The sequence below is a fragment of the Macromonas bipunctata genome, from assembly GCF_002837135.1.
Classification (GTDB): Bacteria; Pseudomonadota; Gammaproteobacteria; order Burkholderiales; family Burkholderiaceae_C; genus Macromonas_A; species Macromonas_A bipunctata.
In genome coordinates this window covers 1-17047 of the sequence record NZ_NWBQ01000024.1, presented here as the reverse complement: position 1 = coordinate 17047, position 17047 = coordinate 1, and the positions used below count along the sequence as shown (strand labels likewise).

Sequence of the window (17047 nt, the reverse complement as noted above, 5' to 3'; positions counted from 1 at the left end):
GCTGTTGCTTGCGGGCATTTCTTTTTCTGTGGCATTTTCAATGTCACGAGAAGACTGTCCGCCTGCTGATACCCCTATTTTTTCGACTATCGAAAAAAAGTGCTTGAACTTTTTAGTTCGAGTTTGGCATTGCTGTGCGCGTTTGTACAACGCATACGGTCTAAATTATGAATTTATAGAAAGAAGAGGATTTATGTCTAACCCCATGGTAAGAATTAATACAGAACAAGAATTTATTCGAAATGAGTACGGTGCACTGTGCTGTATGTCTAAAGATTTGACGTTGAGAATAAATAAATTTTTTGAGGAAGCATTTTCTTCTAATAAATTGACACGACCTTACAAAAAAGGTGAGTGGCACCGTCGACACGGATTTTTGGGTAAAGTTTTGAATTATGATTGCTATGATATCAATGAGAACGTGATGCTGGTGCAGGAACGTTTAACCTCTATGAGTAAATACGGCGCATCCGTTATAAGTAAAGATTACTATCTGGTTACAAAAAAGGATGATAAAATCTTCGTAAAATGGGCCCCCAAGCATTTGGTGGTTAAGCTTTCTAAGATTTGTCCAGAGTTAGGCCAAGTCATCAGCGTCATGAACGAGAAAAACCCGATACTCTCAGCCCTCGCTCTAAGGGATGAGAGTTCTGTAAAGCCATAACTTTGTAATTTTAATTTTTTACCTAACATCATGAAAAAAACATCTAATAATTTAACAAGTGGTCAGTATTTTACTAAATCCGAACGCAATCAGGCCAATGAGATTAGGTCGATAATTTTGGATTACATAGACAATGACTACTCCGATAAAATTCCCAAAAAAATACCTGTAAAAGTCTTGCTACTACTTTTGGATTTTGAATTTGATGTGGCAAATTTTGTCTTCGAAGAGTATTGGGTTGATGTATCTGATGAAGATTTGCTTGAGTTATCTCGGTCTGAGTTTTATAAAGCTCGTCATGCGGCTGCCTGGAATCCAAAAACACCAGGCTATATCTTAGCTACATTATCAAAAGATACAGATTATAGAATTAGGGCTATGGTAGCTCAGCATAATAAAACTCCGGAAGAAATTCGAGTGCGATTGTCCGATGATGAATGTTATAAAGTTAGGGAGCATATCGCTATCAATAACCACAGTTCTTATTCTAGTTATATTACACCACCTGAGCTTCTCTACAAATTGTCTCAGGACAAGTCTGCTAAAGTTAGAAGGGCAGTTGCTTACAACGATAATACTCCAGCGGAAATTCTGGTAGAGCTTGCAATGGATGATGATGTTTGTGTGCGTCGAGCAGTTGCTGATAATTGTATCTCACCACCTGAGGCTCTGGATTTAATGTCTAAAGACGATGATTTAGAAGTTAGAAAATTAGTTGCTAGTAATTCAAATTCATCAACTTTTGCTTTAAATATTATAGGTACTAGTAGCGAGGAAATTCAAGAGGTTAAAGATAAGGTTGTGATGAATCTCTGTTGGCAGCTTGATAGACTGACAGCAACTATTTCAGGTTATGAGAGAGAAATTGACGAACTTCGTAAAATTAAGACAGACTCGCCCATTGACCGTGCTCAGGCTCAGGAGCGGACAGTCCAGGCTACAGGAAACCAGTGGTGGGGCGGCAAGGAGACGATATCAGCCTGCTTGACGGTGGACAGAGGCGCCATGACGGCGTAGTGGGCGTAGCAGTGGGTGCGATTGTTCATGCTGCTCCAGATTGAGCGGCAAGCCTCGGGGTTCAGCCCGAGGTCTGAGCGAACAGGCCGGGACGGCCTGCTTGGTGGTAAACTGTCCTCCGTTGCGACAACAGTTCCAAATTCTTCTTTTGCCATTAGGCAGTTAGAACCGAGCACAGAAATTTCCGGTAATTCGCCGTCCCGCATGGGAGTCCGAGAGGTAGGCGCTTTGCTGAATGAGTCAGCGCAAGCCGATGCGGTCGGGCATGGCCGTCCTGTAGAGGGAATCCCCGCCATTAATGGCGGGGAGGATGTCAACATTGTGCATCGAGGCTACAACAGCCGACGGCAGGCCATCCGGCAGAGGTGTTATGTGCCTTTTTCAAGCTGGGCCTCACGTCCTTTGGTGGCCCTGTAGCGCACTTGGGTTACTTTCGTTCTGAGTTCGTGGAACGGCGCAAATGGCTGGACGACAAGAGCTATTCCGACCTGGTCGCCCTGTGCCAATTCTTGCCCGGACCGGCAAGCAGCCAAGTCGGCATGGCGTTGGGTTTGGGCCGCGCGGGCTGGTGGGGTGCGTTGGCGGCGTGGCTGGGCTTTACTTTGCCTTCTGCCATCGCCTTGATGTGGTTTGCGTTTGGTGTCTTGAATTGGGCCGGATGGGTGTTCTCTGGCGTGGTGCACGGCTTGAAAGTGGTGGCCGTGGCCGTCGTTGCGCAAGCGGTCAGCGGCATGGCGAAATCACTTTGCCCAGACCGTCTTCGCGCAGGTATCGCAGTCGGTGCGGCTTTGCTGGTGTTGATGCTGCCATCGGCATGGGCGCAGTTATTGGCGATAGGATGCGGCGGGCTCATCGCTTGGCGTTGGCTGGCGTGGCAGCACTTGCCCACCGTTCAACATCGCAGCTACGGTGTGGGCCGAACAACTGGTGCCATTTTGTTGGGCTTGTTTGCGTTGCTGTTGTTCATCCTGCCGGTATTGGCCGGACTGGCGCAATCCCAGTGGGTTCGTGTGGTGGCCGACTTTTACCAAGCGGGTTCACTGGTCTTCGGTGGTGGTCACGTTGTGCTGCCCATGTTGCAAACCACCGTGGTGCCCGCTGGGTCGGTCAGCAACGATGTCTTTTTGGCCGGTTACGGGGCGGCACAAGCGGTGCCCGGTCCATTGTTCACCTTTGCCGCCTTTTTGGGTTCAGCGATGCCTTCGCCACTGGGCGGCTGGGTTGGTGGCACCGTGTTGTTGCTGGCGATTTTCCTGCCATCGTTCCTATTGGTGGCCGGTGCCTTGCCGTACTGGGAGGATTTGCGGCAACGCGACGGTATCCAACGCGCGATGGGTGGCATCAATGCCGCGGTGGTGGGAATTCTCGGAGCAGCGTTGTACGACCCAGTGTGGACCAGTGCCATTCACAACAAACCCGACTTTGCCTTGGCGCTGGCGGCATACGGCCTGTTGGTGTTGGGCAAGTTATCGCCCGTGGTTGTGGTTGCCCTCACGGCGCTGGTAGCAGGTGTGTGGATGTCCTGAGGTACGCGGCCAGTGGTGATGTCTCAAGTGCCTGCTGACTGGGCGTGCAGCGTCAGCGCCGCTATCAGCCCCGCCTTGACCAGCAGCTCCACCGGTACCACTTCGTAGTGCTGGCCCGCTACTTCGACCGTGCGGCATTCCTGGTCACCACAGACCGAACAGCATGGGCTGCTGCCGACGTTGGCGTGTACCCACTCCTCCAGCGGCTTGCCAGCAATCCAGATGCGGTTGGATTCCGACGGTTGGGCGGCAAAGGTCGCCGGGTCCAACTCCCGCATTTCCAGCACCGGCTCCATGCCCAGTGGTTTCAGCTGGTGGCGCAGTTGTTCGCACGCACGCTCGACCTCATCCCCGGTGCCCGCACAGCGCGGACAAGTTTGGCCCTCGTCCACCAGCCGTTGCCAGACAATGGGTAGTGGTTTCATCTTGCCACCACTTGTTCCAGCCCCGCCACCCCCACGGGCGCTTGAGCTTGCCACGGTACCAAGGCACAACGCGTCGCCAACGCATCGGCCACCCGACGGATGAACGGCACCTCGTAGCCACCGCGCTGGCACAACACCGGATGCTGGGTGCCACTGGCCAGCAGCGATTGGTTGATAACCCAAGCGTGCGGCTGGATGCCCGCCCGCGCCAAATCCTGGCTCAGTCGTTCGGCTTCGTGGACGGGCGTGGCTTCGGGCAAGGTGACGATAAAGACGCGCGTGTAATCGGGGTCGCGCAAGCGCGGCAGCAACTGGCGTACTGCTTCGGGCATGTCGCCTTGGGTACGCATCACCTCGCGGTGGTAAGCCTCGGCGGCATCGAGCAACAAAATTGTGTGTCCGGTGGGTGCGGTGTCCAGCACCACAAAACCGTTGCGCCCCTCGTCCACCGTGCGGGCAAAGGCGCGAAACACCGCAATTTCCTCGGTACAGGGCGAGCGCAAGTCCTCTTCCAGCATTGCACGTCCACGGGCATCGAGCTGCGGTGCCGCCTTGGCCAACACGTCGGCGGTGTACTGCTGCACTTCCTGTGCTGGGTCGATGCGCGTGACCGTCAAGCCCGGCAAAGCACCATCGATGGTGGCTGCAATGTGGGCGGCGGGGTCGGTGGTGGAGAGTACCACTGGGTGTCCACGCTGGGCCAGAGCCACGGCCACCGCGGCTGCCACCGTCGTCTTGCCCACGCCACCCTTGCCCATCGTCATCACCACACCATGACCTGTGGCGGAAATGTCTTCCACCAGGCCACGTAACCCGGGCGGCAAAGGCGTGTTTGGCATGTCGTGACCCACCGGTACCGCCACCGTCTCGGGGTGGTTCATCTCGCGCAGGGCCTCCAAGCCCACGGTGCCACGGGGCAGAAACGGCATTTGCGTCTGCGGCAGCTGTGCCAATCCAGCGGGCAGTTGCGCCAAGGCTTGGCTGGAGCGTTGGGTCAGCGCGTGTGCAATTGGGTCGTCGCTTGGGGTGTCGATGAACAGGCCGTTGATGACCAAACTCTGGTTGCGTATGCCCAATTCCGCCAGCTCAGCCCGGGTGCGTTCGGCTTCGCGCAAGGAGGCGGTATCGGCGCGCGCCACCAGTACCACGGTGGTTTCCTCGGCATTGGCCAGCCGTGCCACCGTGGCCGCGTACAACGCCTTTTGTTTGTCCAGCCCTGCCAACGGCCCCAAACAAGACGCGCCGCCGGTGGACGACGAAATGAACTGGTCCCACGCCGAGGGCAGCGTCAGCAAGCGCAACGTGTGTCCCGTCGGAGCGGTGTCGAAAATGACGTGGTCAAAGCCTGCGGTGGCGCTGGGGTCGCCCAACAGTTTGGAGAACTCGTCAAAGGCCGCAATCTCCACCGTACAGGCCCCAGAGAACTGTTCCTCCATGCTGGCAATGGCGGCGGCAGGCAGTACACCACGGTACGGGGCCACCATGCGTTCGCGGTAAGCGTGTGCCGCCGCTTCGGGGTCGATGTTCAACGCGTACAGGCCACTGGCACCCGGAATGGGTGTTGGCACCTGCCCCAACCCAACCCCCAGCACTTCGTCCAAATTTGAAGCCGGGTCGGTGCTGACAATGAGCACTTGCTGGCCCGCCTCGGCCAAGGCCAAGCCGGTGGCACACGACAGCGAGGTCTTGCCCACGCCACCTTTGCCAGTAAAAAACACAAAACGGGTGGAGGTCGCAGGCAAGCTCATGGCCGTGTTCCTTTCAGCAGCAGCCCGAGCTGGGCGTGCAGCAACCGCCCAACTTGATGCGGGGCTTCTCGGCCGTGGTCAACGCAATGCCCAGCTTGTGCGCCAGTTGCTGACGTGAGGGGTACATGCCGGTGGAGACGATATGGCCGTCAATGGCGACGATGGGCAGACGCTCCATCCCGGCTTCCATTTCCTTGACCACCGCTGGGTTGGCCACGAAGGCTTGGGGTTCCTGGCCGAGGTTGTGGCGCGTCACCGCAATGCCGTGGTCTTGCACCCATTGCAGGTCGGCGGCGAACTGTGCCAGCACCGGGTCCACATCCACACCGCACACGCCGGTGGAGCAGCACATGGCGGGGTCGAACACTTCGAGTTGTTTCATGGTGGTCTCCTGAGGTAAAGATGGTTCAAAGGCCCAAAGCAGCACGCACCGCTGGCACCAACCGGGCGCGGATGTCGTCACGCACGGCCACAAAGCTCTCCAGCGGTTCACCATGCGGGTCGTGAAAGCCCACGTGGATGCGCTGTACCGGGCCGGGGAAGATGGGGCAGGTTTCCTTGGCGTTGTCGCACACGCTGACCACGAGGTCTATCGGTTCTTGCATCACGTCCTCGACCGTTTTGGGATACAAGCCATCGGTGGGTAAATCCAGCAACTTGAGTGCGGCAATCGCACCATCGGCCACTTTGGGTTGCGGTTGGGTACCGGCAGAGATGGCACGCACCAGGCCCGCCAAGTCGTGGTTGAGAATGGCCTCGCCCATTTGTGAGCGGCACGAGTTGCCGGTGCACAGCACGAGCACGGTTTTGGTGGGGGTCATGCGCAGGTTTCCTTGGGTTCTTTGGTTGCTTTGCGTGCAGCGGTCTTTTGCAGGCTGGCACGCCGTTGGGAGGTGGTGGCCACCGTTTGAGCCTGGGGCAGGCAGCTGTTACCTTGGCAGCAATTGCGCGTCAGAAATGCCAGCAGCTCGTCCATCTGCGTGTAGTTGGTGCTGTAGCGGATGAAGCGGCCTTCCTTTTGGCCCTGAATCAGCCCGACACGGCTGAGGTGCGCCAAGTGGAACGACAGCGTGGCCGGCACCAGCCCCAGTTGTTCGCCCATCACACCGGGGAACAGACCTTCGTCACCGGCCTCCACCAGCAGGCGAAAGATGGACAGTCGGGCTTCGTGGCCCAAGGCGCTCAACAACTCGGCGGCGTGCAGTGTTTCCATGTTTTGAATACTACCAAAATATACGTCAATTCACCACAGTGTTGAGTGGTGTGGTGCATCACTGCAGGCTGGTACTTAGTTGGAAGTCATTACTTCCAGTGCCAGCTCACGCGGGTTGTCGGCGGTCTTGCTGACATCAAGCATTTCGATGCCCAAAATCTTGCCGTTCTCGTCGTAGTCAAGCATCAGGCCGGGGCGTACTTCTTCGGTTTCGGCCACTTTGCCAGATGCCATCCGAATGTAAAGGGCATCAGCTTGCGGGTCGTATTCAAATTTCATGGCTTACTCCATATTTGGCCAGTTTGCTGGTGGCCATTACGGTAATGACCGTTACCACCACCCCGTCACGGTGAATTACTCGCAACAACAAGCGTTTGCCGTCGCGCTCTAACCAGCCTTGTGCCTCTTTGCTGCCCTCTTTGGCATCGAGCAGCTGCACCGGACTTTCCAGCGTGGACCGCACTTCGTCTGCGGTGATGCCACGTTCTTCCATCCGTGCTGTGGCGTGTCTGGTGAAGTGAATTTCCATAGGTGCATTGTAGGATTGTGCGCTGCCCTGTCGTGGTGTTGATGGTTCAGCGCCATCGTTGGCGCTCGTTTAGCAGAGTGTTTTCGCTCCTTCCCGTCCACAGCAGTACGCCATCTGAACCATCAGCAAATGGTGGAGGTCAGTCAGCAAGCTTGCTCGACCACGCTGGCACCACTTCGCCATCCTCTTTGGTGAACGGGCCAATGTGCGGATTGGGCAAAATCTCCAGCACACGCTCGGATGGCCGACACAGTCGTACGCCCAGCGGTGTGATGACTATCGGACGGTTGAGCAAGATAGGGTGTTGGCCAATGAAGTTCAGCAGCTGCTCGTCGCTCCAATTGGCGTTGCCCAGGTCGAGTTCGTCGTACGGCGTGCCTTTCTGGCGCAACACAGCCCGCACGCCCACGCCCATGGCGCGCAGCAAGGCCTGGAGCTCGGTGCGGCTGGGTGGCGTGACGAGGTAATCCACCACGTGCGGTTCGACGCCACTTTGACGAACCATGGCCAGCGTGTTGCGCGAGGTGCCGCACTTGGGGTTGTGGTAAATGGTAATGGAAGTCATGGTTGTTACCTGAAAGATTGAGGCCGCCAGGCGTTGACCATCGCCACCAGCGACAGCATCACCGGCACTTCGACCAGCACGCCGACCACCGTGGCCAGCGCCGCACCCGAATTCAAGCCAAACAGCGAAATCGCCACCGCCACCGCCAGCTCAAAGAAGTTCGAGGTACCAATCAGGCACGCCGGGCCGGCAATGTCGTGCGGCAGCTTGAGCCACTTGGCGGCCCACCAGCTGATGAAGAAAATGCCGTACGTCTGCAACACCAGCGGTACCGCAATCAGGCCAATCACGGTGGGTTGCTCGATGATGGTCTGGGCTTGAAAGCCAAACAACAGCACCACGGTCGCAATCAGCCCGACAATCGACCATGGCTTGAGCTGGGCCACGAAATCGCCCACCGCGTGCGCCGAGCGCCGGGCCAGCAGGTGGCGTGTGACCATCCCCGCCGCCAGCGGCAGCACCACGTACAGCACGGTTGACAACACCAAGGTCTCCCACGGCACGGTCACATCCGTCACGCCCAGCAAGAAAGCGGCAATCGGCGCAAACGCCACCACCATCACCAAGTCGTTGATGGACACCTGCACCAGCGTGTAGTTGGCATCGCCCTTGACGAGCTGGCTCCAGACGAACACCATGGCCGTACACGGTGCCACGCCCAGCAAAATCATGCCCGCGATGTACTCGCTGGCCGATGGCGCATCGACCCACGGCGCAAACAGGTGCTGGAAGAACAGCACGCCCAATGCCGCCATGGTGAAGGGCTTGATGAGCCAGTTCACCACCAGCGTCAACAGCAGGCCTTGGGGCTTCTTGCCCACGTCCTTCACCGCCGACCAGTCAATCTGAATCATCATCGGGTAAATCATGACCCAGATAAAGACCGCCACCACCAGGTTGACCTGGGCGTACTCGAGAGACGCGACCAGCTCGAACACCGACGGCAACCACAACCCCAGCCCCACGCCCGCCGCAATGCCCAGCGCGACCCAGACGGTCAAAAATCGTTCAAAAATACCCATGACCTTCAACCCTGGGTGCCAATCTGGTGCAACTCGGCTTGCAGCGACAACTGGCTGAGCTTGGCCTCGGCCATGATGCTGCGTGCCGAATTGCCGGTGCACAGAAACAAGACATTGAGCAGTTTCGGATACATCGTAGGTTCCTCAAAAAAGGGATAGGTCAACGGCTGGCCTTGGCATGAAGATGGCCCAAGCACTGCCCTCCACTGTTGGGAGGGGACTTTGATTCTACTTTTCGAATAATACCAAACAATGAAAGCATGGGCCATACTACGGTGGTAATAGTCAGCGCCCTATGGGCGAGACCAACGCGTTTTTACGACCACCGCAGCGGCTGCTCGTTCAAAAAGAATCCGAAATGCCAACCCAGTCAACGCGGCCAGAAGGTGGACACTACCACCCGCATGAACACAGCCATCACCCGCATGGTCATGGGCACGCACCGTCCAACTTCAACCGGGCCTTTGCCATTGGTATCGGGCTGAATATGGTGTTCGTCGCCATCGAGGCCTTTTACGGCTGGCAGGTCAACTCCCTGGCACTGTTGGCCGATGCCGCCCACAACCTCAGCGATGTGGCCGGTTTGGTGCTGGCGTGGATGGGAGCCTTGGCCAGTCAACTCAAGCCCAATGCCAAGCACACCTATGGTTGGCAACGTGGCACCATCCTGGCCGCGCTTATCAACGCTGTTTTGCTGCTGGTGGCCATGGGCTCGCTGGGCTGGGAGGCGTTGCAGCGGCTACAAACGCCGGAAGCCATCGAAGGCTGGACGGTCATTGGTGTGGCGGCTGTGGGCATCGTGGTCAACAGCTTGACGGCGTGGCTGTTCATGAAAGACCAGCACGACCTCAATATCCGGGGGGCCTTCTTGCACATGGCCGCCGATGCCTTGGTGTCCTTGGGGGTGGTGCTGGGTGGCATCCTGTACCTGTACCAAGGCTGGACATGGCTGGACCCGGTGATGAGCTTGCTGATTGCCGTCATTATTGTGATGGGCACTTGGGGCTTGTTCCAGCAGTCGGTGCACCTGCTGTTCGACGGCGTGCCACCGCATGTGAACCTTGAGCAAGTGCGCGACTGCCTGAGTGCGTTGCCGGGCATTGTGAGCATCCACGACCTGCACGTCTGGGCGCTGAGCACCTCCAAAGTGGCCTTGACCGCACATCTGGTGGTGGCGGACACTGGCACAGACACATCGATGTTGCTGGCCACAGCCCAAGAGGAGCTGGAGGAACATTTCCACATCAAACACGTGACCTTGCAACTCGAGAGCTCCGCATTTGCCCATGGTTGTCGCCTGTCGGGCCACGCAGAGCACGACCACTAGACTTCAGGACAACGCCTCCTAAGCGCACAATGGCGCTGAAACGCACTGTATGCCCATTTTCGAGAAACTCACGCCACGCTTGCTCTTTGTGGCCGCATCGTTTGCCGCCGCCGCCTGGGTGTTTTTTGAAGTTGCGGGCGAAGTGCAAGAAGGTGAAACCCGCGCCTTTGACCAGTGGCTGATGCTGTCGTTGCGGGCCAGTGACAACCCCAGCGTACCACTGGGACCACCTTGGCTGGAATCGGCCGCACGCGACATCACCTCCTTGGGCAGCCAAACCGTGATTGGACTCGTGGTAGTCATTGCCACAGTGTTTTTGGTGTTGGCGCAGCGGCAGCGTTCGGCGCTGTTCGTCTTGGTGTCTTCGGTCAGTGGCACCGCGATGGTCTTTGTACTCAAAGAACTGTTCAATCGGCCGCGACCCGAGCTTTTTCCGCATGGTGACATGGTGTTGTCGGCGAGTTTCCCCAGCGGGCACGCCATGGTGTCCGCGTTGGTCTACCTGACCTTGGGTGCCATGCTGGCCAGGTTGGCGCAATCGACACTGTTGAAGTGCTACATACTGGCCGCTGCGGTGCTGTTGACCCTGCTGATTGGTTGTAGTCGGGTGTACCTGGGGGTGCATTGGCCCACCGACGTGCTGGCGGGTTGGGCAGGCGGCACGGCTTGGGCACTGGCCTGGTGGGGAGTGGCAGAGCTCAACGCCAACGCAAGGACTCCCGACCCATGAAAGGCCAGCCTTTCATCAAACGCTTGGGCTTCGCGCTCAAAGGTATTGCATTGACCTTTCGTCGAGAAAGCAGCTTTCGTACACACGTGCTCGTCGCCGTTGGCGTTCTGGTTCTGTTGTGCATTGCCCGTCCGGCACCTGTGTGGTGGGCCATCGTGGTAGTGGTCACGGGATTGGTGCTGCTCGCGGAGTTGTTCAATTCGGCCCTGGAGACATTGACCGACCATTTGCATCCAGACCAACATCCCGAAATTGGGGTGGCAAAAGACATGGCCGCTGGGGCGGTTCTGGTCGCCAGCGCCATCGCGGTACTGGTGGGTATCGCTTTTGTGGTGGCGTGGTGGCGGGATACCAGTGGCCCAACAACATGACCGACTCCCTGGCAACCGTGGGTGCAATGGGCTGGATGCGGGCTTCAGCAAAGCTTCAGCTCAACCCCACACAATGAACTTTTACTTTACCAAATAAAAGGTCATCATCATGGTTGCAGCTGTTTCTTCCGGTCAATCGCAAGCGTACATGGTTCAGTTCCAAAAGATGGCCCAAGCGGCATCGGCTCCGATGACAGGTTTGGACCGCGATGGCAACCGTGACGGCAGCACACGCGCTGTGGAACCCGAAAGTTATGGCCCCAAAATGGCACCGGTTTCGCGTCCTACCGCTACGATGGGCAACAACATCAACGTCATGGCCTAAGCCTATCGGTGGGTGGCGCGGATGGCTTCTTTGCCGACAACTCACCCAGCTTGATGCCCTCGGGCACAGAGCGGTGTTTGCCGTGGCCCACCCGTTGCGAACGGTAGATGCCGGTGTGACCCGAGAACAGGTAGCTCACCACACACGCCATGGCCGCGTACACCCCCACATCGGCCCCAAACAGTTCCATCGCCATCAAGGTCGAGGCAATCGGCGTGTTGGACGCGCCCGCAAACACCGCCACAAAGCCCACACCCGCTAACAGCGCAAACGGCAACTGCAATACAGGGGCCAATGCGTTGCCCAGCGTTGCACCGATGTAGAACAAAGGTGTGACTTCACCGCCCTTGAAGCCTGTCCCCAACGAAAACACCGTGAAGGCCATCTTGCCCAAAAAATCGTAGGCGGGCAACGGTTGCTCGAAAGCTTGGACAATGACCGGGATGCCCAGGCCGATGTAGCGGTCCACGGGCAACGTCAGCACCACCCCAGCCAGCACCACGGTGCCGTCATCTACCTCGACCTCGACAACTTCAAACCGCTCAACGACCGGCATGGCCATGTGGCGGGCGACCGCTTGTTGCAGGAAGTGGGACACCGGCTGTTGTCGAGCGTGCGCGGGCAAGACACGGTGGCACGGTTGGGTGGGGACGAGTTCGTGGTGCTGCTCATTGAGCTCAACCCCGACTGGAGCATGGCCATCCAAGAAGCCACGCTCGTGGCCGAAAAGCTGCGGGAGACCTTGGCACGCAACTATGTGCTCAGCATCGACAAGAACGGTGGCCCCACCAAAACCGTGGAGCACCAATGCACCGCGAGCCTGGGTGTGACGGTGTTTCGGCCATCGGAAAGCAACGCCGATGCCATTCTGCGCCGAGCCGACGATGCCATGTACCGCTCCAAAGCCAAGGGCCGCAACCAAATCAGATTTGCGGACGAGTGGCTGGGCTGATGGTTGTGACCTCCAGCTGAGTCTTGGCCGAATGGCAGTCGCAACCTTCATCTTGTTGGGTCGCTGTGACCGCTTGCAGCTTTTCCTGCAGTTGTTCGATTTGGTTTTTGAGCAGAAGGGTCTTTTGGTGTGCCTCGTCCAGCGCCGCAATCGCCTGATTGAGTGTGACTTGCTTCGCGTCAAGCGTTGTCGATGACAGCACCTCAGTGACATCTTTGGTCTCCTGATGACCGACCGACTGCTGCGTGCCTTTGTCGTTGTTCATCTCCCCAGAGGCGTAGACCCAAGCCGACAAGCCCAATAAAAGTGTCAAAGTCGTCCTAGACGCGTACCAGAACGATGCTTTCTTGCGCGACAGCTCGGCTTTTTGACGATTGGCGTAACGTTGAGCTTCACCCTCAGAAACGTACATCCATTTTTTTGGGCTTTGCGCTTGACGGATGGGGTCAGGAAGTGGTGCAATGCCACTGAGGCATTCGGGGGATGGCTGAGTCATTTTTTTCAAAATCCCTAAGATTTGATTATTTTTATCGTATATAAAGTCCAAACATCCTTAATTCTATTTAGATATTGCATCTTTGGGTAAGTCGTTTTCACGTCAAAACATAGGGTTTACCCTTAAGTTTGAGTGTGGCTCCCCTTGGTACCTGCTTTCGGAGTGCTTGTGTAACGAAGCCTATGCACGTCGCCAATCCTAGTTTTTACTGTTTTAGTGTAAGAAGCGGTTTTCCATATCAAAATAGTGGCCTTCTTACTCAAATATTGGCCATGTCAGACACTTCATTGGGCTTTCAGCGCTTGGCGCAGCAGCATGGCATAGAGCTGGTTCAGCCTTTGTTCAGCCATAGCCGACTGGGTGCGGTGCGCCAGCGGGCCATCACGCCACAAGGTGAAACGCTGACTTGGCCAGCGCAGTACCAGCCTGCCGACAACTTTCGGGGTCACTTTGAGTTTGGCCTGAAATACGACCAGCTGAACCTGGAGTTTTTGTCGCGCTTGTTTGCTCGCATCAGCCCGGCAGAGGTGGTCGCATGGGTGCAAGATGAGCCCACTGGCCGTTATGCCCGCCGCACCGCGTTTTTGTACGAATGGTTCACCGGTCATACACTGCCCGTGCCCGACACGGCAGCCAATGTGGCGTATGTAGATGCCATCGATGCGAGCCTCTATTTGACAGCCCAGAAGCCGGAGCGTATTCGCCGCTGGCGTATCAATAACAACCTTCCAGGCCTCCCAGCGTTTTGCCCTATGGTGTACCTAGGGCCTGAGGCCGAGCGTGGTTGGCTGTTCGATGTGGCTGCAGGTGTGCAGGCGCTGGACGACACCTATGGCCCCGAGCTGTTATTGCGCAGTGCAGCATGGCTCACCTTCAAAGAATCGCGGGCCAGCTTTGCCATTGAGCACGAAGCCGACCAGGCCGACCGCGTCAAGCGTTTTGCTGCGGCGATAGGTGAATTCAGTGGGCGCATGGACGACCCGCTGACCCCGGATGCTTTGCTGACCTTGCAAAAGGCGGTACTGGGTGAACGCGCGCTGCGGGTGGGCATTCGCCAATCACCCGTGTTCGTTGGCGAGAACAGCTTCCGGGCGCAGGTGGTGCACTACATCGCCCCCGACGAGGTCATGGTGGCCGATATGTTGACGGCGTTGAAGGCATATGAAACCAAGACCCGTGGTGCCAACCCGGTGGCCCGGGCGGCTGCGGTGTCCTTTGCTTTTGTGTACCTGCACCCACTGGCCGATGGCAATGGGCGGGTGCACCGCTTTCTCATCAATCATTTACTGACCGCCGACAACGCGGTGCCCATCAACCTGATTGTGCCGGTGTCGGCCACCATTGCGGGTAGTGCCAGGGGGCGTGCTGATTACGACGCGGCACTGGAGCAGTTTTCCAAGCCGTTCATGCGGCTGTATGCTGATGCTTACCGCTTTGGCCCGCGGCGTACCTGCCAAGATGGTGTGGAGACCAATTTTGAGTTTTTGCAAATTCAAGATGCCCAGCATGCGTGGCGCTATCCGGACTTAACTGGGCAGGTGCGCTATCTAAGCTCGGTGCTGCGCCAAACGGTTGAGCACGAAATGGCCGATGAGGCACAGTTGTTGCGGCAGTACGATGCTGCACTGCAGGCTTTGAAAGCCGTGGTCGAAATGCCAAATGCTGATGCTGACCGCATCATCCGGTCGTTGCGCCAGGAAAACTGGGTCGTGAGCAACAAGTTACGTAAAGCGTTGCCTCAGATATTCGAAGAAGGCGGGGCATTTTTTGACCTGCACTTACAGATTGTCGGGGCAGTGAGGGCTGCGTTTGACCCCGAAGGAGAGAGCACCGAATGAGCCACATCCAGTACGGAGCACCACATCGTCGAGCAATTGGCTGCTCAGGCGTGACGATGACCCTCAGGCTGCTCGCCGTGACAATAAATTGTCAGTTGACAACCAATGCGCTGGGCCAGTATCATAACAGCCATGGCACGAGCAAAGCATCCGAACAAAGAAGTTGAGGCCGCTATTCAACACGCTGAGGCTCATGGTTGGGAAGTTGCCGTCGGTGGTGCTCATGCTTGGGGAAAAATGTATTGTCCCTACAACGATAAAGCCTGTCGGTGTGGAACATTCTGCATCACCAGTATCTGGAGTACCCCGAAGAATCCTGGAAATTTCGCCAAGCAGCTCAAAAGGGTGGTCGATAACTGTACGACCTATAAAAAGCAGCAGGCCATAGCAGCTCACGACATGAACAGCACTTCTGCGGAGTAAACGATGGAATACGAATTCACGCTACAGTTCAAACTGAACCCCAAGGACTCGAACCACGACGAGATTGTAGAACGTCTGGGAGCTGCCGGTTGCGATGATGCTATGGTGGGAATTGGTGTTGCCGGGCACTTGGGTTTGGAGTTTGTACGGGAAGCGGATTGTGCGGAAACTGCCATCTTGAGTGCCATCGAGGACGTAAAAAAGACCCTACCAGGAGCGCGCCTAGTGGAAGTCGGCCCTGATTTTGTGGGGCTTACAGAAGTGGCCGACCTCTTGGGTATGTCTCGGCAAAATGTACGTCAAATGATGATTGCGCATACTGACAGCTTTCCAGAACCGCTGCACACTGGCAGTACTTCACTGTGGCACTTGGAACCCGTACTTCGGTTTTTTAAAGAACGTGGTCAGCTAAAAGTGACGCAACCCATCATTGAAGTCGCCCGTACTGCCATGCAATTTAACATTACCAAGGAAACAGCACTCCTCGGCGGGTACAAGATTGATAAACGCATACATGCAGTTTTGGTGGGCTTTGTTGCATAATTTATCTGTTTGAAATCAATAACTTAGAGTATTTTAGATGGCAAAAATCTCGACTTTACGCGTAAGCATGGAGGCCGATACTTTGTAAGTTGTTGATATAACAATATTTTGTTCTACCTATTTGCGCAACAAAGCCGTTTTGGTGGGCTAATCAGGTATTGATGCAGAAAAATGGCTTTGTTGCACTGCGGTTCGCTTTCTAAAATGAAGAAAGTAAACCAAGTTCGACAAATAGTCAGTGAAATCAACCGTTTGCACCATGACTTTTCACGCGATTATTTTGAAACCGGCAAGATAAAGAAAATCAACCTCTCCAGAACCATGACTCATGTGCCTGCTGCGCACATCTACCGCTACCGTCTAACCCTGCATGAGTGCATCAACGATTACTTAATAACGGCAGATATTGATATCAAATATTTCTACCGTGTTAAAACCCGCGAGCGCATAGAAGAGGAACTCGAACGCTACGCCAGTCGCGAAGACCAATACCCTGTGAACAATTGGTTAAATGACATTTTTGCTGCACGCATCATCTTAACCGCCGATGAAGTCGATGCAGTCATGGAGGTGCTGGACGACTGGCAAGATGAGCTGAACTTGAAAAACTGGTATTTTCGCGATAAAGCGGGCTATCGCGGCTTGCATGTGTACTTCAAAAACAGAAGCAACTTTTATTTTCCGTGGGAGTTACAAGTATGGGATGTGGTAGATATGCGTAGTAATATCGAGAACCATAAAAATTCGAGCGTAAATTTTTGTGAGGTTCAAACAGCAGTGAGCACTTCTACTCCGGCATCGTAACCGCCTGTGCCAGAAGCATTGATGGCTCGCGGTGTCATGCCCAACGCCCGTGCTGATTGCGACTGGCTAATCGCTTAGCGTGCACACCACTGGGCGAAGATGCGCGTTTTTTCGGCTTCGGCATTTTGTGCCTGCGCATCCAGCCACAGCGTATCTGCCCCAATCTGGATGTCCAGTTCGGGCCACGCTACTGTCCAGCCCTCACCCTCTACCAGGGTGGCATTGGCAAACTGTCGAGCATCCCGCAGTGGTGCCAAGCCAAGCGATTCCTCGAACAATGGCTGAAAATTTATGGTGTAGGCCTCACCACCGACGAAGAATAACCGCATGCTGAAGTCGCTGAGTACCTCGATACTTGATAGGTGAGCTCGCTTCATAAATGTCATTCTTACGATGAATTCTACAGGCCGTCCAAGTACAGAATCCTGAGCAGTCCACCCGATGTTTCCATCAACTCAACGGGGATATCGCCCAAGGCTGTGCTTTGGCTGCTTATCCATCTTTCTGTCTGGGGTCGTCTCAGAAAACG

23 protein-coding genes and 2 pseudogenes are annotated in these 17047 nt (G+C 55.9%); 12 read left to right on the top strand and 13 right to left on the bottom strand.

The window, feature by feature from the left end:
• The first annotated feature begins 40 nt into the window (after nt 1-40).
• The 3 genes from CON76_RS12760 to chrA all read left to right on the top strand — a co-directional run bounded on the left by CON76_RS12760 (nt 41) and on the right by chrA (nt 3207).
• Nucleotides 41-664, top strand: coding sequence for a hypothetical protein (locus tag CON76_RS12760; protein ID WP_169928979.1), 624 nt, complete (start codon nt 41-43; stop codon nt 662-664).
• Between the two features lie 30 nt (nt 665-694).
• Nucleotides 695-1681: a hypothetical protein gene (locus CON76_RS12755; protein ID WP_145995323.1), complete on the top strand. Its 987-nt coding sequence runs from the start codon at nt 695-697 to the stop codon at nt 1679-1681.
• 365 nt (nt 1682-2046) lie between these two features.
• Entirely contained in the window at nt 2047-3207 is a 1161-nt protein-coding gene (gene chrA, locus CON76_RS04170) for a chromate efflux transporter (protein ID WP_101102101.1), read from the top strand.
• A gap of 23 nt (nt 3208-3230) precedes the next feature.
• Here the strand turns inward: chrA and CON76_RS04165 are convergent, their stop codons facing one another.
• The 10 genes and pseudogenes from CON76_RS04165 to CON76_RS04120 form a co-directional block, all read right to left on the bottom strand.
• A complete protein-coding gene (locus tag CON76_RS04165) occupies nt 3231-3632 on the bottom strand; it encodes a DUF2703 domain-containing protein (RefSeq protein WP_101102100.1) in 402 nt (133 codons plus the stop codon).
• Nucleotides 3629-5380: an arsenical pump-driving ATPase gene (gene arsA / locus CON76_RS04160; RefSeq protein ID WP_101102099.1), complete on the bottom strand. Its 1752-nt coding sequence runs from the start codon at nt 5378-5380 to the stop codon at nt 3629-3631. The genes CON76_RS04165 and arsA overlap by 4 nt, the downstream gene beginning before the upstream one ends.
• 13 nt (nt 5381-5393) lie before the next feature.
• Nucleotides 5394-5762: an arsenite efflux transporter metallochaperone ArsD gene (gene arsD / locus CON76_RS04155; RefSeq protein WP_101102098.1), complete on the bottom strand. Its 369-nt coding sequence runs from the start codon at nt 5760-5762 to the stop codon at nt 5394-5396.
• Between the two features lie 25 nt (nt 5763-5787).
• The gene (locus tag CON76_RS04150; RefSeq protein ID WP_101102097.1) at nt 5788-6201 is read right to left on the bottom strand and encodes an arsenate reductase ArsC; all 414 of its coding nucleotides are present in this window, start codon (nt 6199-6201) and stop codon (nt 5788-5790) included.
• Nucleotides 6198-6593 (bottom strand): ArsR/SmtB family transcription factor, encoded by a 396-nt coding sequence (locus CON76_RS04145; protein WP_101102096.1) that lies wholly within the window; start codon nt 6591-6593, stop codon nt 6198-6200. Before CON76_RS04145 ends, CON76_RS04150 begins: the two co-directional genes overlap by 4 nt.
• A 75-nt stretch (nt 6594-6668) precedes the next feature.
• Nucleotides 6669-6872 (bottom strand): DUF2283 domain-containing protein, encoded by a 204-nt coding sequence (locus CON76_RS04140; protein WP_101102095.1) that lies wholly within the window; start codon nt 6870-6872, stop codon nt 6669-6671.
• Nucleotides 6862-7122, bottom strand: a complete 261-nt coding sequence (locus tag CON76_RS04135) for a DUF4258 domain-containing protein (RefSeq protein WP_101102094.1) — start codon at nt 7120-7122, stop codon at nt 6862-6864. The genes CON76_RS04140 and CON76_RS04135 overlap by 11 nt, the downstream gene beginning before the upstream one ends.
• 139 nt (nt 7123-7261) lie before the next feature.
• Entirely contained in the window at nt 7262-7687 is a 426-nt protein-coding gene (gene arsC, locus CON76_RS04130; protein WP_101102093.1) for an arsenate reductase (glutaredoxin), read from the bottom strand.
• Between the two features lie 5 nt (nt 7688-7692).
• Nucleotides 7693-8709, bottom strand: a complete 1017-nt coding sequence (gene arsB / locus CON76_RS04125; RefSeq protein WP_101102092.1) for an ACR3 family arsenite efflux transporter — start codon at nt 8707-8709, stop codon at nt 7693-7695.
• 47 nt (nt 8710-8756) lie between these two features.
• Nucleotides 8757-8843: pseudogene (locus tag CON76_RS04120) on the bottom strand (arsenate reductase/protein-tyrosine-phosphatase family protein); the annotation flags it as partial.
• Nucleotides 8844-9067: 224 nt separating this feature from the next.
• Between CON76_RS04120 and CON76_RS04115 the strand changes: the two are divergent.
• The 4 genes from CON76_RS04115 (at nt 9068) to CON76_RS12750 (ending at nt 11462) form a co-directional block, all read left to right on the top strand.
• A complete protein-coding gene (locus CON76_RS04115) occupies nt 9068-10036 on the top strand; it encodes a cation diffusion facilitator family transporter (protein ID WP_101102125.1) in 969 nt (322 codons plus the stop codon).
• Between the two features lie 49 nt (nt 10037-10085).
• Complete coding sequence (locus CON76_RS04110; RefSeq protein ID WP_101102091.1) at nt 10086-10766, top strand: phosphatase PAP2 family protein; 681 nt, start codon at nt 10086-10088, stop codon at nt 10764-10766.
• A complete protein-coding gene (locus tag CON76_RS04105) occupies nt 10763-11137 on the top strand; it encodes a diacylglycerol kinase (protein WP_101102090.1) in 375 nt (124 codons plus the stop codon). The genes CON76_RS04110 and CON76_RS04105 overlap by 4 nt, the downstream gene beginning before the upstream one ends.
• 109 nt (nt 11138-11246) lie before the next feature.
• Entirely contained in the window at nt 11247-11462 is a 216-nt protein-coding gene (locus CON76_RS12750) for a hypothetical protein (RefSeq protein WP_145995322.1), read from the top strand.
• Here the strand turns inward: CON76_RS12750 and CON76_RS13030 are convergent.
• Nucleotides 11452-11970 (bottom strand): annotated as a pseudogene (locus CON76_RS13030) (chloride channel protein); the annotation flags it as partial. The gene CON76_RS12750 and the pseudogene CON76_RS13030 sit on opposite strands and share 11 nt — an antisense overlap.
• Here CON76_RS13030 and CON76_RS04100 point away from each other — a divergent pair.
• Nucleotides 11878-12414 carry a GGDEF domain-containing protein gene (locus tag CON76_RS04100; RefSeq protein ID WP_338063675.1) on the top strand — a complete coding sequence of 179 codons (537 nt, stop codon included), beginning with the start codon at nt 11878-11880 and terminating at the stop codon, nt 12412-12414. The pseudogene CON76_RS13030 and the gene CON76_RS04100 overlap by 93 nt on opposite strands.
• Here CON76_RS04100 and CON76_RS12745 read toward each other — a convergent pair.
• Entirely contained in the window at nt 12386-12961 is a 576-nt protein-coding gene (locus CON76_RS12745; RefSeq protein WP_145995321.1) for a hypothetical protein, read from the bottom strand. The two genes, CON76_RS04100 and CON76_RS12745, sit on opposite strands and share 29 nt — an antisense overlap.
• A 221-nt stretch (nt 12962-13182) precedes the next feature.
• Between CON76_RS12745 and CON76_RS04090 the strand changes: the two genes are divergently transcribed.
• The 4 genes from CON76_RS04090 (at nt 13183) to CON76_RS04075 (ending at nt 16518) form a co-directional block, all read left to right on the top strand.
• Nucleotides 13183-14748 carry a Fic family protein gene (locus tag CON76_RS04090; protein ID WP_101102124.1) on the top strand — a complete coding sequence of 522 codons (1566 nt, stop codon included), beginning with the start codon at nt 13183-13185 and terminating at the stop codon, nt 14746-14748.
• Nucleotides 14749-14880: 132 nt separating this feature from the next.
• Nucleotides 14881-15171: a hypothetical protein gene (locus CON76_RS04085; RefSeq protein ID WP_101102123.1), complete on the top strand. Its 291-nt coding sequence runs from the start codon at nt 14881-14883 to the stop codon at nt 15169-15171.
• 3 nt (nt 15172-15174) lie between these two features.
• Nucleotides 15175-15714 carry a helix-turn-helix transcriptional regulator gene (locus tag CON76_RS04080; protein ID WP_169928976.1) on the top strand — a complete coding sequence of 180 codons (540 nt, stop codon included), beginning with the start codon at nt 15175-15177 and terminating at the stop codon, nt 15712-15714.
• Nucleotides 15715-15885: 171 nt separating this feature from the next.
• The gene (locus CON76_RS04075) at nt 15886-16518 is read left to right on the top strand and encodes a hypothetical protein (protein WP_205758172.1); all 633 of its coding nucleotides are present in this window, start codon (nt 15886-15888) and stop codon (nt 16516-16518) included.
• Between the two features lie 74 nt (nt 16519-16592).
• On the opposite strand, the gene CON76_RS04070 is transcribed toward CON76_RS04075, so the two are convergent.
• Nucleotides 16593-16895 (bottom strand): DUF2442 domain-containing protein, encoded by a 303-nt coding sequence (locus tag CON76_RS04070; protein WP_205758171.1) that lies wholly within the window; start codon nt 16893-16895, stop codon nt 16593-16595.
• Nucleotides 16896-17047 lie beyond the last annotated feature (152 nt).